11 protein-coding genes are annotated in these 15583 nt (G+C 55.7%); 8 read left to right on the top strand and 3 right to left on the bottom strand.

What is annotated here, in order from left to right:
- Positions 1 to 11: 11 nt before the first annotated feature.
- Complete coding sequence (locus AC2TCY_RS21390) at positions 12 to 1553, bottom strand: trimethylamine methyltransferase family protein (protein ID WP_480850588.1); 1542 nt, start codon at positions 1551 to 1553, stop codon at positions 12 to 14.
- Between the two features lie 118 nt (positions 1554 to 1671).
- Here AC2TCY_RS21390 and AC2TCY_RS21385 point away from each other — a divergent pair, with 118 nt between their 5' ends.
- Complete coding sequence (locus AC2TCY_RS21385; RefSeq protein ID WP_480850586.1) at positions 1672 to 2541, top strand: LysR substrate-binding domain-containing protein; 870 nt, start codon at positions 1672 to 1674, stop codon at positions 2539 to 2541.
- A gap of 201 nt (positions 2542 to 2742) precedes the next feature.
- Here the strand turns inward: AC2TCY_RS21385 and AC2TCY_RS21380 are convergent, their stop codons facing one another.
- Positions 2743 to 3153, bottom strand: a complete 411-nt coding sequence (locus AC2TCY_RS21380) for a DUF1348 family protein (protein ID WP_480850584.1) — start codon at positions 3151 to 3153, stop codon at positions 2743 to 2745.
- Between the two features lie 177 nt (positions 3154 to 3330).
- On the opposite strand from AC2TCY_RS21380, the gene AC2TCY_RS21375 reads away from it, so the two are divergent.
- A complete protein-coding gene (locus AC2TCY_RS21375) occupies positions 3331 to 6531 on the top strand; it encodes an ATP-binding protein (protein ID WP_480850582.1) in 3201 nt (1066 codons plus the stop codon).
- A 268-nt stretch (positions 6532 to 6799) separates the two neighbouring features.
- Here the strand turns inward: AC2TCY_RS21375 and AC2TCY_RS21370 are convergent, their stop codons facing one another.
- The gene (locus AC2TCY_RS21370) at positions 6800 to 7672 is read right to left on the bottom strand and encodes a LysR family transcriptional regulator (RefSeq protein WP_480850580.1); all 873 of its coding nucleotides are present in this window, start codon (positions 7670 to 7672) and stop codon (positions 6800 to 6802) included.
- A 133-nt stretch (positions 7673 to 7805) separates the two neighbouring features.
- Between AC2TCY_RS21370 and AC2TCY_RS21365 the strand changes: the two genes are divergently transcribed.
- The 6 genes from AC2TCY_RS21365 (at position 7806) to AC2TCY_RS21340 (ending at position 15432) form a co-directional block, all read left to right on the top strand.
- On the top strand, positions 7806 to 9218 hold the full coding sequence (locus AC2TCY_RS21365) for an aldehyde dehydrogenase family protein (protein ID WP_480850607.1): 1413 nt from the start codon (positions 7806 to 7808) through the stop codon (positions 9216 to 9218).
- The gene (locus AC2TCY_RS21360) at positions 9218 to 10192 is read left to right on the top strand and encodes a membrane dipeptidase (RefSeq protein ID WP_480850578.1); all 975 of its coding nucleotides are present in this window, start codon (positions 9218 to 9220) and stop codon (positions 10190 to 10192) included. Before AC2TCY_RS21365 ends, AC2TCY_RS21360 begins: the two co-directional genes overlap by 1 nt.
- 4 nt (positions 10193 to 10196) lie before the next feature.
- The gene (locus AC2TCY_RS21355) at positions 10197 to 11885 is read left to right on the top strand and encodes a hypothetical protein (protein WP_480850576.1); all 1689 of its coding nucleotides are present in this window, start codon (positions 10197 to 10199) and stop codon (positions 11883 to 11885) included.
- Positions 11882 to 12511: a DUF3726 domain-containing protein gene (locus AC2TCY_RS21350; RefSeq protein ID WP_480850575.1), complete on the top strand. Its 630-nt coding sequence runs from the start codon at positions 11882 to 11884 to the stop codon at positions 12509 to 12511. Before AC2TCY_RS21355 ends, AC2TCY_RS21350 begins: the two co-directional genes overlap by 4 nt.
- A gap of 12 nt (positions 12512 to 12523) precedes the next feature.
- Positions 12524 to 13534 carry an Ldh family oxidoreductase gene (locus AC2TCY_RS21345; RefSeq protein WP_480850573.1) on the top strand — a complete coding sequence of 337 codons (1011 nt, stop codon included), beginning with the start codon at positions 12524 to 12526 and terminating at the stop codon, positions 13532 to 13534.
- 74 nt (positions 13535 to 13608) lie between these two features.
- On the top strand, positions 13609 to 15432 hold the full coding sequence (locus AC2TCY_RS21340; protein ID WP_480850572.1) for a BCCT family transporter: 1824 nt from the start codon (positions 13609 to 13611) through the stop codon (positions 15430 to 15432).
- Positions 15433 to 15583 lie beyond the last annotated feature (151 nt).

Here is a 15583-nt window from a genome sequence, read left to right as displayed (position 1 = left end):
CCTGTCCTTTCCTAATACCATTCATCAGGCATCGCGACTTTTCGCTCTGCCACGTAGTCGTTCAGCGCAGAACGGATGCAATCTTGCATCTGAGGCGGCTCGTATTCCGCCAGCATCTGCCGCCAACGTGCGGTCGCGCGTTGATCGTTCGTCATGCAGCCGTTTTCTGCCCATGTCTCGTAAGGACCGGCTTCGGGAATCTGCGATTCAAAATTGGCAGTGCTGTAGTGGCGCAGTGTATGGCTGGTAGAGAGGAAGTTTTCCCCTGGCCCGACCTCAAGATAGGCATCCTGTCCAAAGGCCTCATCGTCCGTTTCGAACCCCTGCAACATCTTGAGCATTGCGCCGCAGTGGTCGAGATCCATGATGAATTTCTCATAGGACATCACCAACCCGCCCTCGAGCCATCCCGCCGCATGCCAGATCTGGTGGCCGCCGGACAAAAGCGTGGCCCACAATGCATCTGCACTGTCTTGCATCGCCTGACCATCAGGCGCATTCGACGCGGTAACCTGACCCCCACCCGAGCGTACCGGAACTCCAAGCCTGCGACCCAGTTGGGAAACCGCCATGGTGGTCAGGTTGGCCTCGGGCGAGCCAAAGGTCAGAGCCCCGGTTCTAAGGTTCATAGTTGAATGGAAACTGCCAAAAACGACTGGACAACCCGGGCGCACAAGCTGGGTCAAGGCGATCCCAACCATGACTTCAGCTAGGGTCTGCGCCGCAACCGCTGCCGGGGACAATGGCCCCATCGCACCGGCAAAAATTGCAGGGGAAACACACACACATTGATTGGCGGCAGCGTAAATTCGCAAGGAACCAGACATCGTCTCGTCATAGATCAGCGGTGAATTCACATTTATGTTGGCTTGCATTACTGCGTGCTCGTCCAAAAACCCTTTTCCAAAAACCAACCGTGCCAAATCCAGGCTGTCCTGCGCGGCCACGGTCGAGGTGACACCACCCATGAAAGGCTTGTCCGAAAGGGTGAAGTGCGCCCGCACCATGTCGAGATGTCGCTTGTTCACAGGAATATCCGTCGGCTCCACCACCGTACCGCCGGAATGGTGCAGCGCCTGGGAAAGATGGGCGAGTTTTACGAAATTCTCGAAATCTTCCAGCGTGGCATACCGCCGGCCGTGCTCCAGATCGGTGACAAAAGGTGAACCATAACCCGGCATCAGCACCAGACTATCACCACCCAATGTGACTGTGCGGTCCGGATTGCGCCCATGAAGTTGAAACTCGGTTGGCGCGGTCGCGCATAACTGCCTTGCATGCCCGGGCTCGAACCGAACACGGTTTCCTTCGACATGCGCGCCTACATCCGAGAACAATCCAAGCGCCACTTCATCACCGCGGAATTCGACGCCGATCTGCTCCAATATCCAATCTGCTTGAGTTTCAATTCTGGTTAGCGCGCCCTCATCCAGAAGACTGTAAGCTGGAATCTTGCGACGGCTGTAAACTGGGGCCACTAAGGTTGCATTATGTCGGGTCAACCGTCCCTGACGAACTCGGCCGCGTTGAGAAATGTGCGTTTGAGTGTTCATTCTCCCCAACGCATTAACTCCCAGAAATGTTTCTACACCGCCTATATTTTTAGGTTTTAGGGAAACAACAATCGATTTTATTTGCTCACTGCGTTCAAAAATTTCATACGATTGAGGAATGACTGTTGAATTTCGCCATCACGATACTCTGCGTCTGTTCATCGAAATTGCCCAGCATCGCAGTTTTTCGGACGCCGCTGAATCTTTGAACATGACCAAAGGCGCAATCAGCTATCAGGTCAAAACACTGGAAATGGACTTGGGGTTCCCACTGTTCCGGCGTAATGCCCGCGGCGTGGAGTTGACCGCCAATGGGCAAAGGTTGCTCGCCTCTTGCCAAGGCCACTATGCGGAAATTGAGGCCGAAATCCTGGCGCTAAAAGGGATATCTTACAGCACGCTGACCGTTGGTGTTTCAACTTACTTCGCTGCCCGATGGTTGTCTCCGCGGTTGATGTCATTCATGCAAGAGCACCCCGAAATTCAGTTGCGATTGCAACCGATGGTCCGACTGTTTGATCTGGAGGCACAAGGCGTGAATATCGCCATCAGGTGGGGAAACGGGCAATGGAACGACGCAGAGGTCGTCCCGTTCCTGCCTTGCCCGGCCTATCCAGTCGGCAATGCTGACGCGTTGGGAATGGTCGAGACACTGGGTATTGAACAGGCGATATCAGAACTCACTTTACTGCGGGATCACGATGACAGCAACGCGTGGACCGATTGGCTGAATGTCGCGAACCTGCCGCATCAGACGCGCCGGGATACACTGATCATCCCGGATCCCAATGTCAGGGTGCAGGCGGTGATCGACGGCCAGGGAATTGCCCTGATGGATTCAATGATCGAGCGCGAAATAGCAGACCAGAAGCTGTTTTTTCTGTCGCCACACGCTCTCGTCGACTACGGATATTTCCTTGTCCGCCCGAAACAAAATGAAAGACAGAAAAACGTTCAGGCTTTTCTGGATTGGCTTCAAAGCCAATAGCATAACTGAAACTTCAAGAACCGACCACGGGCACAATAAACCTGTGGCTGATGAAATATGGAAACACTGTTCTTAAGCTGGTTTCCAACTGGTTTAGAAGCACTCATCGGCAAGCATGACAATGCGGTGGCCTCTGAAACATTAAGCTCACTGCGGCCGATTTCGGTACGATCAAAAAACTAGAAGGCGGGTGGTATACTTCTAAGAGGTCTCTGGCTTCGCGCCGTTGACCTGGTGCTCGTAATCCAAAGCGTCGAACCAGCCCAAGGAGTTTGTAATCGCCCCGGTTTCACTTAGCTCCCATTCCTCCCATCCGCTCGCTTTGACAAAATTTCCCGTGTCCGCATGGTGACCTTCAAGCGTCCATCCGAAAACGGCGCGACCGCCTGCCAGACGAAAAAAATCCCGCACCAGGACCAGATCAGGAAATGACGCCATGAACCCGCCTGCCATCGCAATCATGGCTTCGCGGCCGAATTGGTTTTCGCCTCGGTTAATGGTTATCCCCTTTTCCGGAGCGTAAAAGTCGGCAACCGCCTCAGGGTTGCCTGAGTTCCATGCGGCGGTATACGCTTCGGTCATCTTTTCAAATGTCGTTGTGTTAATGCCCATTGTTGTCTCACAGTTAATAAAAGGTCCGAGCCAGACTAGTCGGCAACTTTGCCCGGTGTCCACGGTGTTAGCGTAGACACCCAATGAGTAGACTTGCCCCTTGAGAAATCGGGACCACAATTTGCAAGATCAAAAATTCTTTGGAGTCAGAGCCAGATTAAAAGGTCTCATTAACGTATGTCAGAACTTGGTGAATGGTTATCGCGGCGGAATCTTGGCAACCTAGAGGAATGCCTCGTCGAAAATGAAATCGATCTGGACGTCCTGTTTGATCTGACGAATGACGACCTGCGGGAAATAGGCTTGTCTCTGGGCGCGCGCAAAAGGCTCCGTGCTGCAATAACGGCAAAAGAAACCGGTTTATCCGGAGACGACACAATGGCGGCACCGGATGGCTCACGCGGGGCCGAAAGGCGCCATTTGACGACTTTATTTGTGGATCTAGCAGGATCAACAGCACTGTCTGCGGGTCTGGATCCGGAAGACATGAGCGACATTATCAAAGAATACCAGAATGCTGTCGCCGGTATCGTAACACGGTATCAGGGCCACATTGCCAAATACATGGGTGATGGCGTTCTGTGCTATTTCGGGTGGCCAGAAGCCCACGAAGATGATGCAAGGCGCGCGGTGCGTTCAGCCTTGGAAATCACCCAATCAGTCTCAGACATGCGTGCGCCGGACGGGACATTTCTTGCTGCGCGCGCTGGCGCCGCCACGGGAATGGTCGTTGTCGGCGACCTCATCGGTGAGGGTAGCGCACAGGAGGAAACGGTTGTTGGTGATACACCCAACCTAGCCGCCCGATTGCAGGCCGAGGCGGAACCCGGGCAGGTCATTGTGTCCGACGCAACACGGCAGCTTATCTCGGACGCGTTCGAGCTTGAGTTCCTTGGTCAGCTCGAAATCAAGGGCCTTGAAGACTCAGCTGCCGCGTGGCGGATAACGTCAGAACGCAGTCTTGAAAGCCGATTTGAGACGCAAGATTCCGCCCCTGTTTCCCCCATGATTGGGCGAAATAATGAACTCGGGTTGATTTTGGAACATTGGCGCCGCGCCCAGTCGGGCGAGGGGCAAGTCACTATTTTGACAGGTGAGGCCGGCATTGGAAAATCCCGGCTGACGCGCGCGGTAACTGACGAGTTGAAATCCCAGGATCACTATCGGATCAGTTATCACTGCTCTCCTTACCATTCGGATTCGAGTTTTTATCCAGTCATTGGCCAGCTTTCGCACGCAATGAACCTTCTCGAATCCGATACGGCGGATCAGAAGCTCGCGAAGCTGCGTACGCAGCTTCGTGCAGCAGATCATCGGATAATTGCTGAGCTTCTGCAGATCGACATCGCTTTGCAGGGCGAAAAACCTGAGCTGACACCGCAGCAACTCAGGGTTCGGATTATGAATGAAACGTCTGCGGAAGTTCAGGCGTTATCGCGCGAAAAACCGGTTTTGATAGTAGTCGAGGATGCACATTGGAGCGATGCATCGACACTTGCAATGCTCGAAGCTTGTCTGGACCGAATTGCAGGTGAGCGTGTTATGATACTGATTACCGGGCGGCCCAGCTTTACCTATGGGTTTGGCGGCCACCCTATCGTTTCGAAGTTGACGCTGAACCGCTTGGGATCTGATCAAACCGAAGGCATCCTTAAGAAAATCACCAAGGGCAAAGATCTTCCTGATGAACTGGTGGCAGAAATCATCAACCGGACCGACGGCATTCCCCTTTTTATCGAAGAGCTAACAAAAACAATCGTCGAGTCCGGGGACCTGGTCGAAACCGAAAACCGCTTTGAGCTGGCGGGCCCGCTCAGCCGGGTCAGCATTCCCGCAACGTTACACGATTCTCTCATGGCGCGCATTGACCGGCTTCAACCGATCAAGGAAATTGCCCAGATCGCTGCCTGTATAGGTCGCGATTTCAGCCGTACTTCATTAGCGAAAATTGCACAGATTGATGACCGGACACTCGACGATGCTTTGGCGCAGCTGGAACGCAGCGAACTGGTTTTTCGGCGCGGAACACCACCTGATGCCACCTATGTCTTCAAACATGCGCTGGTTCGTGATGTCGCCTACGAGAGCTTGCTCAGACGCCGTAGAATCGAAATACATAACCGCCTCACAGACCTGTTCGAAGCGGATCAAAATGTTCCGCCGGAATTGGTGGCACATCATGCGACAGCTGCCGGATTAACTGAAAAAGCCGTGTTGCTGTGGGCGGACGCTGCCAGAAATGCACAGGCCCGCCCGGCCTATGTTGAGGCCGCAAATCACCTGCGAACAGCCCTGGATGTGGTTACGCAACTGCTGGACAAGCCAGAGTGGCGGGAAAAGGAACTTGCACTGCTTGTACAGCTTGCACAGGTGCATATTGCAAAAGACGGCTACGCGTCGACCGAGGCCAGCGCAGCCTTTTCACAAGCGCTGGAACGGATCGAGGCGACTTCGGATTCCGAGTTGAAGATCGCGATCTACTACGGCACATGGATTGCGCCGTATATCGGAAACAATCTCTATCGTGCATTCGACCTGGTAAGCCGCCTTGTTTCAGAAATGGCAGGCGAACCTGATCCGATTCCACATTTGATCTCGCGGCGCATGAGAGCGGCAACACTTATCGCGATGGGTCGACCGTCCGAAGCGCTGGAGGATCTAAAGACCGCGTATGCGCTTTATCAGACATCCGAGATTGTGGATTTTTCCACCAAGTTCGCGCAGGACCCGGGCGTTCAGATATGGTGTTACACTCTGCTGGCGCAATGGATGACAGGTGATGAACGTGGGGCCTGGGAAACTGCCAACAAAGCGATGGCCAGGGCGCGAGAACTGAAACACGCGAACACCTTCTGTTATGCGGGGTTGCACGTTGTCACTTTGTCGATTTGGGCAGGTGAAATTGATCGTACACGCAAGATCAACGACGAAATGCGCAAGGTATCTGAAGATCACGATATGACCCTGTGGCAGAATTTCGTCGTCATCCATGACGCGGTATTTGCCTGTATGGCTGATGAGGACGGCGCCCACGCAAAGCTGGATAAAGCACTTGAGGAATACCGCGAAAAAGGCTGTTGGTTGTGGGTTACGCTTTATCTGGTGATACAGGCGAAAGCCTTGCTGAGATCCGGCAATCCCGATGCCGCGCAAAGAGCGGTTGATCGAGCGTTTGATGAGCAGAAAGCGACCGGAGAACGTTGGGCAGAAGCGGAGTTGTACAGAATCCAGGGAGAGATCTGTTCGGCCCGCGGCGACAAGGAGGGGGCGATACGCGCTTTCGACCAAGCCATTTCGGTCGCGCACGATCAGAACACTTCGATTCTGGAGTCCCGGGCATCACAGTCCAGGAAGGAATTGGGTTTAGCCGGATTTTGAACAACATAGGTGCAACGACATTTGCCGAAATCGGTCTACCTGTTCGATTTGCCTATCCCCTTGTCAGTGTGTTAAGCGCCGTCCTTCCTCTGATCTCAGACCGGGTTCATTCCTCAACATCTGACTTTTGCAACGCCTACCGACACTGGCGTTGCAGAGTGACAGTATATTTAAATCCCGCAGCGCAGATTGCTGTTATCACCTGGACTTCCGGGTTAACAAAAACAGAATTGGCTTTTGGGAAAGGAAGCCTGCCTAAACCTCTGTTTCAAACCAAATCGCAGTTCAACATAAAGGCGCTGCACTCGGCCGTTACTTCCTCGAACCGCGATCTTTCTTTCACATACAGATAGACCTGCCTCTTGTCGGATAGATCCGAAATGGTGCGAAATGCGGTGGATTCGGGTATGAACTGCGCAACTGTTTGAGGGAGAACGGTAACCCATTCCCCAGTCCGTACCATGGTAATAAGCGAGTGCGTATTGTGGATTGTAACATCAGCGTTTTCGATCGCGTTCACAAATCGCAGCGTCTGAATGAGATCGCATAAAGCATTTCGGACAAACGAAGTATTGACAACATCCTCGATGGTAGGTGGTTCCGGCCTCATGATAAGCGGATGGTTGGACGCGCAAACAAGTCCGAATTGATCCTCGAACAGGGGAATGGTTTTGACACCATTTAGCGGATGGTAACCCGAAGCTATCCCGATATCTGCCTTGCCTTCGGTAAGAGCATCCAACACCTGCTGAGTATCCGTATCCCGCAACTCGACCTTCAGGCCAGGAAAGCGGCGAGTCATGTGTTCCAGAGTTGAAGGAAACAGAAGAGCCGCGACCGAAGGCACAGAAACGATTCGTATCAATCCATGTATTGCGTCTGCTGCGGCTTCGATAGATTGCACCGTCTGATCGAACTGGCGCACCTGCTTCAGAGACATTTCAAACACCTGCTCGCCCAGAGCAGAGAGATGGTTCTTTCGTTCTCCTTCGAACAGCTTTTTGCCCAGGTGACCTTCCAACTGCTTGAGAGTCATGGAAACCGCCGATTGGGTGCGACCCAATCGGTCTGCTGCTTCGGTTAGGTTACCTGTCTGCGCAACGGTGCAAAAGCAGCGCAGCATTTCGATCTTTATAGCCATACTTCAATTTTCCTGAAATTCAATTCAGTTGTTTGAGTTTGACTGATGCAGTCTGCAAAGTCCACTCTGCCCCAAATCAATTCTGAATTTGGGGCCCGACGTGACCAAACTGAACCTGATCGCTGGCGAATGGATGGCCGGCGAAAGCGAGATCGAAAACCGCAACCCTTCAGACCTGAGTGACCTCATCGGTCATTTCGCACAAGCCCGTGCGGATCAGCTTGAGGCCACACTGGATCAGGCGCGTGTCGCGCAAGCCGAATGGGCGGCTTACGGGCTAGAGCGCAAGCAGGCGGTACTGATGAATGTCGGTAACGAGTTGATGGCGCGCGCCGAAGAGCTGGGCACCCTGCTGGCCCGAGAAGAAGGCAAGCCGCTGGCCGAAGGTAAGGGCGAGGTTTATCGCGCCGGGCAGTTTTTCACCTATTACGCGGCCGAATGTCTGCGCCAGATCGGTGAGAACGCAGATTCCGTGCGCCCTGATATCGAAGTCGACGTCCGTCGCGAAGCAGTGGGCGTCGTTGCCGTTATCAGCCCGTGGAACTTTCCGACCGCGACCGCCTCGTGGAAGATTGCCCCAGCTCTGTGCTACGGTAATGCCGTGGTTTGGAAACCCGCCAATATCACACCGGCCTCGGCTGTTGCCCTGACTGAAATCATCAACCGCCAGGACATTCCCAAAGGTCTGTTCAGCCTCGTTATGGGTTCGGGTCGTTCAATTGGGCAGCGCCTGGTGGAAAGTCCAAAGGTCAACGCTATCTCGTTCACCGGTTCGGTCCCGGTTGGAAAAGGCATTGCCGCCGCGGCCATACAGAACCTGACCAAAGTGCAGATGGAAATGGGTTCGAAAAACGCGCTGGCCGTCATGGACGATGCTGATCTCGACCTTGCTGTTTCGCTGGCGCTGGGTGGCGCATTTGGCGGCACAGGTCAGAAATGTACAGCCTCCTCCCGGCTTGTGGTTCACAGCACCGTGCATGATGCCTTCGTTGAGAAACTTGTCGCTGGTGCAAAAGCAATGAAAGTCGGTCACGCGCTGGAGGATGGAACCCAGATGGGGCCCGTCGTCAGTGCACAGCAACTGGCTGAGAACCTGGCCTATGTCGATCTCGGCAAGTCCGAAGGCGCCGAGCTGGCCTGCGGTGGTACACGCCTGGATATGCCTCACGATGGCTACTACATGAGCCCGGGCGTCTTCCTGAACACATCCAACGATATGCGCATCAACCGCGAAGAAATGTTCGCCCCGCTGACGTCTGTCATCAAAGTGGGCAGCTATGACGAAGCGCTGGCCGTCGTCAACGACACCAATTTCGGTCTGACTTCGGGCATCGTCACCCAAAGCCTTGCACGCGCCACCCATTTCCGCCGCAACGCGCGCACCGGGGTCGTAACCGTGAACCTGCCCACCGCCGGTACCGACTATCACGTGCCGTTCGGCGGACGCGGCGACAGCTCTTATGGCCCGCGCGAGCAGGGCAAGGCGGCGGCCGAGTTCTATACCACCGTCAAGACTGCTTATATCAGCGCGGGAAAGCCGTTCTGATGCGCATTGATGGCCTTCAATACGCGAACTGGTCGGAAAAGATCTTTCGGCAATTGCGCCAAGGTGGTGTGGATGCAGTTCACGTCACCATCGCCTATCACGAAAACTTCCGCGAAACGGTTCTGAACTTTGAGAAATGGAACCGCTGGTTCGAACAATACCCGGACCTGATCATGAAAGGATTGTGGGCCAGCGACATCGATAAGGCACGCGAAACCGGGCGCACGGCCATCTTCTTTGGCTTTCAAAACCCCTCTCCTATCGAAGACGATATCGGATTGGTCGAAATCGTGCATACGCTGGGCGCACGGTTCATGCAGCTGACGTATAACAATCAATCCCTGCTCGCCACTGGCTGCTATGAGACCGAGGATACCGGCATCACCCGCATGGGCAAACAGGTTATCAAAGAGATGAACCGCGTCGGCTTGGTCGTTGACATGAGCCATTCGGCGGACCGCTCTACCATCGACGCCGCCGAGCTGTCCGAACGCCCCATCGCCATCACCCACGCAAACCCCTACGACTGGTCACCCGCCCTGCGCAATAAGCGCGAAGCGGTGATCCAGGCGGTGACCGAAAACGGTGGGATGCTTGGTTTTTCAGTCTATCCGCACCACCTGAAAGACAAGTCCGACTGCACGTTGGAGAGCTTTTGCGAGATGATCGCCCGTACGGCGGAAAAGTACGGGCCTGAACATCTCGGGATCGGCACGGATTTATGTCAGGATCAACCCGACAGCGTCGTCGAATGGATGCGGGTTGGACGCTGGACCAAGGAAATCGACTATGGCGAGGGGTCTGCCAACAATCCGGGCTTTCCTCCGATGCCGGGGTGGTTCCGGGATAGCCGGGATTTTGGAAATATCGAACAAGGGTTACGCGCGACCGGTCTGAACGATGACGAAGTGGCCGGGATCATGGGCGGGAACTGGCACAGGTTCTTCGCCGATAACTTCGTCCCTCAAGGGTAATCATATGGAAATACTGGCGCAAACAGACATTGGCAGACGAGACCCTGCATTCGTAATGCGGCTTTCACGTTTGGGGTCGTTGCATCAATGCCGCCTCAGCTTCATGCGGCAGCTGACCCGCCGCATGGCGCAGGAAAACTGGTCGTTTTCGCGGCCTGTTTTCGACATCGATGCCAATGGCGTTGGGTGTGCCGTCTACACCGCCCATGGGCCAGCGCGTGCGTACTCACTCGTTGCATTTGCTCATGATTTGCCGCCTGAAATGCGCTCGGACCGTGTGATTGCCGAAGCCTGGGATGCCACCTTTGCCCTGTTTGACGGCATCCCGACCGAGGCCGATATTGATCGCTTGTCGAAAAACGTGCCTCTGCAAGAGGCTGGGCGTGTAAGCGAAAGCGAGTTGTCATTGTCTCGCGCCAACCGTTCGGTGCGATTGTGGGCGCATGTCGTTGACGCTCTGGCATCGGGGCAACAGCCTGATCTGGAACAGATTTATCAGGTTGGTTACCTGATGCGAACCACAGCCGTATACGGCTCGGGTAAATTCGGCGCCGCGGATCGCGAGAACATAGCAGACCGCCCTGAAACCAATGGGCCGTTTCAGGCCGAAATGCTGTCCGTATTTCTGACCCGGGCCTTTGTACGGGATTTGGTCCAGCATATGGCTGATGCCAAGGGCGGCGACCGGGCTGTGCAATTAGATCCAAGCATTGCCCATTGGCTGGGGATCGGCAATTCCACTGGCCTTGGCATGGCCCCCTTCATCGTCAACCATCCTGTTTTGTTCAACAACTGGATCATGGCGCGCGAAGAGGCGATTGCGCGTGTTCGATCGCTGGAAACCGCTACCGAGGCCGAGGCCAGCCATTTCTGCCGTGTATTCGAACGCAGTAGGCTTTCAATGTCCTGGTGGCAGTCAGAGCATCCCATCCAGATCTCCAAGCTGGCGGCATTGAATGCCGACCTGCAGGCAATTTCAGATTACCTGAAACTGGACAATCTGACTGGTGACCACCCGTGGAACCGGTTGGTGGTCTGGTCTGAAACCGCGCTCAGCGAAGAAGGTCAGGAATTGATCGCGTCACTAATCCTAGAACCTTACGGTGATCTTGTGGACGAATTGGCCACCTGTATGGGAGACAGCAACGCCCCTGCATTTGTGATCGATGGCGCGATGCCGATAAGCGAGGTCTGCGATTTGATCTGCAACAGCTTTGGCTGGGCGCTCGACCTGGATTGGGACGCCTCCGAAAACTGCGCCCGCGCATGGTATGTCTCGGAAGAGAAGCTTGAACCCCGGATGGGCGAACGGTTCGAAGAGCCGATTGCGGATTATGAACAACCACTAGCGCCCGCGCGCGATGCGGCCGTTGCCCATGCCGCGCTGGGCGAATGGGACGCATCCAAGCCTGTGGCCGAGTTTCTACTGCGCCATCCCGAACATCGCCACACCATCCGCCGCGCGCAGATGAGCCGTACCGCTCCTTATGGCGAAATCCACGACAACACGATCAGCGCTTCGGTGTCGCCCCTCGACATGCTGCGAGCAAAACTGTCGTTCTTTGGTGCAACGCATTTTGATCCACGTTCGGACCGCTGGGTGCGAATTTGCATGTATGCCGGCGCTCCTTACCCTGAGGATCTGACCAGCGAGAACGCCGATTTGTGGGTCTATCCGGAGGTGCAAGCATGAGCTTTTCGCTGAATGAAATGGAGGCTACTGCCAAACGTGCCACCCGCGGTGCGGGCTATTCCTGGGGACAAGCTGAAGAGGCGTCAAAGGCTGCCCGCTGGCTCTGCTCACAGGGCTTGGACGGCGCCGGTATTTTGGCCCGATTATTGAAACTGGAGCTGGCTTCGAACCTTGCCTCGCACCGCCCTGGGCACCTTGAAGGTCCATGGCAGGGTGACGGGGACTTGTGTCCGTTGTCTGCGGGGCCGCTTCTGTCGGATTGTGCCCATCTGCTCACGACGGGCCCGATCGAAATGCAGGATGTTGTTGCACCTGCTCTGTTGTTGCCCTTTATCTCCAATACCGCACGTGCTTTGGATTGCTCACTGGTTGTCGACTTCGACGATGTCCAGGTGGTGATCGATGAGACCTATTTGACAGCTCCCGATGTCCTGCCAGAGAACGCACGGCGGGTGACCGTTTCACAAGGTGGCACCTCTGACGCCCGGCGGGCAAAGCACACGCGCGCGCACCCTGCCCCGGATGACTGGGAAGTTCTGAACCAATTTGCCCATCGCACCTACGCTCCTGCTACCGAGGAATCTCGCTTGTTGGGTGCAGGGGCCGGGCTTTCCGACAATGATTGAAGGGACACTGAAGTGACCGAAACACGAACCCTTTCCCTTACCGAAATTGAGAATCTGTCGTTCCGCGCTCTGGTGGCGGCGGGGACTTCCGAGGCAAACGCACGCCCGCTGGCTGTGGCCACAGCAGCGACCGAGGCGGATGGTGTCGCCAGCCACGGGCTCGCCTATATCCCGATTTATTGCGAGCATGTGCAATGTGGCAAGGTCGATGGGCAGGCGACACCGGTTTTGTCTCGCCCCAGGCCGGGCGTCGTGACCGTCGATTCTGCGACCGGTTTTGCGCATTCGGCCATCGATCTGGGGTTTGAGACGCTGATCCCCGCGGCCCGCGAACAAGGCGTGGCAGTTCTGGCCATCAGGAACAGCTATAATTGCGGTGTTCTGGGCTATCACACATACCGTCTGGCGCAGGCAGGGCTGGTCGCAATGGCATTCACCAACGCACCTGCTTCGATCGCACCTTCTGGCGGTTCCAAACCGGTCGTTGGCACTAACCCGTTTTCCGTCGCTGCCCCGGGCACTGACGGTGAGCCTGCGCTGCTGATCGACCAAAGCGCCAGCACCATCGCAAAGAGCGAGGTCATGAAACACGCGCGCGAGGGCAAGCCGATTCCCGTTGGCTGGGCTTTGGATGCCGATGGCAACCCGACCACTGATCCGGAGGTTGGCCTTAAAGGGTCAATGGCTCCTTCTGGCGGATACAAGGGCGTGGGCGTCGCGCTAATGACTGAGCTTCTGGCAGCGGCGCTGGCCGGGGCAACATTGGGCATCAATGCCTCGCCATTTTCCGGAACTGCGGGCGGTCCACCAAAAACCGGCCAATTCTTCATAGCGATCGACCCGGCTGCCACCGCGGCTGGCACGTTTGAGAGTGGCGTTTCTGGCCTTGTCGAAGCGATCCGTTCTCAGGACGGGGCACATCTGCCCGGCGACGGCCGCCGTGCCAAACGACTGGCCGCCCGTGAGGACGGCGTTGCGGTGAACACCGCAACACTTGCAAAAATTGAAGCTCTTCTGGGGTAAGGGCCGAAACAGTGCCCGGACAACAAAACAGGACACCCAGAAGCCTCTGAATACGCGCGAACAGGGAGGAATTTATGTCTATCAATCAACCTTTCACCGAGTTGCAGATCAAGAAATCTGCCGGTGGGTTTTACGAAGGGCACAGCGTCGAAATTGCTGTGCTCAGCAAGTTGATCATGGTGGCACTGGTCATCTGGGCACTGGTGTGGCCGGCTAATGCAAACGGAGTTCTGGGCAGCCTGAATTGGCGTCTGTTGGAAGATTTCAACGTCTTCTACATCGTCATAGTGGGGCTGTTCTCGTTCTTTTTGCTGGTGATCGCGCTGCTGCCCCGAACCGGCAGCCGCATTATGGGAACACCGGATGAAGTCCCTGAGTTCTCGACCTTTTCATGGTTTTCCATGATGTTCGGGGCTGGTCTGGGCGTGGGTCTGATGGTGTTCGCCACAGCCGAGCCAATGGGCCTGTGGGGTTCGAACCCCGAGGTATTAGCCGGTGAAGTCGTGGCCAATTCCGAAGGCGCCATCAAGTCAGGCTATCGCTACACGTTCCTGCATTACGGTTTTCACGCCTGGGCTATCTATGTGGTGACCGGCCTGTCGCTGGCTTACTACGCCTATACTCGTGGCATGCCGCTGACCATCCGTACGGCTCTGACGCCTTTGTTCGGACGCTGGATGAACGGATTTTTGGGCCATATCGTTGATGTTCTTGGGGTTGTCGCGACGATCCTGGGTGTCTCGGTGACGATTGGTTTCGGAGTGTCGCAGTTTATCGACGGGCTGTACGCGATTACTGGTATGCAGTGGCTGATGGACATGAGCGGTGATGCGCCAGCTCCGGGCACAGTAGGCCTGATTACGGGGCTTGTGGCTATCATGGGGTTGTCGATCCTTTCGGCGGTTTCCGGCGTAGGACGAGGCGTGAAATACCTATCCAACCTCAACTTGGTCCTGTCGATCATCCTGTTGTTGACCTTCGTGGTCTTTGGTTCGTTCCTATTTGCCATGACCACCTATGCCAGCGCGTTCGCAGATTACATCCTGCACTACGTCTCGCTGAGCTTTGGTGCCTTCGGCCCTCAATCTCCTGCAGACTTTGCTGCGGCATTGCCCGGCGAGGCGGCACCTTATGCCGATGCGCTGCGCGGTGGCGCGACCAATGCCTGGGGTTCATTCGATGGCTTTAAATCCGGCCTGGAAGGCGATGCCGCAACGTTGCCCGACGAGGTTCTTGCTGCTGCCTATGCAGCCGGCGAGCCGGGTCGCCAATTCGGATGGCAAGCGGGCTGGACCACGTTCTACTGGGCCTGGTGGATCGCGTTTTCGCCCTTTGTCGGCCTGTTCCTGGCGCGCATATCCAAAGGACGTTCGGTGCGCGAGTTTATCATCGGCTGCGTATTCGCACCGGCCATGGTCTGTTTTGCATGGATGGCCATTCTTGGCGGTACCGCTATCGACCTCGAACTCTCGGGCGCGGCAGAAGGCGCGATCATCGGCGCATCTAACACAGCCAAGCTGTTCGTCACTCTGCAACACATGCTTTCAGGCGGTTTTCTAGCCGGGATCACTGTGATGTGCGTGGTGCTGATCCTGACATTCCTTGTCACCTCCGCAGACTCGGGCATCCTTGTGATGAACACGATCATGTCTGGCGGTGAACATCATACCGGTATCAAGCACCGGATCGTCTGGGGTGTGCTCTTGACGCTGGTCATCGGGACCTTGTTGATCGCGGGCAAAACCAACGGCGGCGCTGATCCGATGGAGGCGCTGAAGAGCGCGATGATCATCGGCGCACTGCCCTTCACCGTGATCATGGGGCTGATGTGCATCTCCCTCGCCAAAGCACTCTATCGTGACGGCCTGCGCGAGAAATCGGCTGTGCTAGCGGAATGATCAAAGCCACCGGGCGGTCTGATGTTGGGTCGCCCGGTTTTTTTGTCCTCGCACGCTCTTTCCCTCAATTCTCAAGGTGCCCGGGCGTCGCATAAATTAGAAAATGCCAGAGACAAATTGGTTTCCTAGCGGAAACCGACCGCACAAAATC

This window comes from Ruegeria sp. HKCCD7181 (genome assembly GCF_057221055.1).
This window is presented reverse-complemented; position numbering and strand designations above follow the sequence as displayed.